The organism is Sutterella massiliensis, assembly GCF_016899755.1.
In the GTDB taxonomy this organism is placed as follows: Bacteria; Pseudomonadota; Gammaproteobacteria; order Burkholderiales; family Burkholderiaceae_F; genus Sutterella; species Sutterella massiliensis.
The window spans coordinates 1-451 of sequence record NZ_JACJJC010000286.1; the positions used below are offsets into that span (position 1 = coordinate 1).

The following is a 451-nucleotide window of genomic DNA, read 5'->3' on the forward strand; positions in this document are numbered from 1 at the left end:
GCGTCGACGGCGTCGTTGCAGAATCAGCGAACGGAAAACGCACATTCTTTCGTGCGCGCCGCGGTGTGGTGCTCGCAACCGGCGGGTTTGCGTCCAACCGGAGTTTGCTTCGGCAGTACGCGCCTCACGCGGCTGCACTTCCAATCGACAGTCAGCCGGGCAGTACGGGTGAGATGACGCTCGCGGCGTCCGACATTGGCGCCGCCATCGTCAACATGGAATCTGTCGAGTGCGTACCGGGAAGTCGGGGAGGCATCGACTATCCGATCCGGCTCGACTACATCCCCGCAAAGATGGTGATGGTGGACGCGTCCGGCCGCCGATTCGTCGACGAAAACGAATCTCGAGGCGTCATAGCATCCGCCATCTTCAGATACGGTGATGCACCTTGCTGGGCCATAGCCGATGCAGAAACGGTAGCGGCGTTTGACGGTATTTCGCAAAAGAACAT

The 451-nt window shown here is 60.1% G+C and carries 1 protein-coding gene; it reads left to right on the forward strand.

The genetic code is table 11. The annotated features are described in order from the left end of the window. Window positions 1-65 precede the first annotated feature (65 nt). Window positions 66-451: FAD-binding protein (locus tag H6A60_RS12590; protein ID WP_338054879.1), on the forward strand; the 386-nt coding region annotated here is incomplete at its 3' end.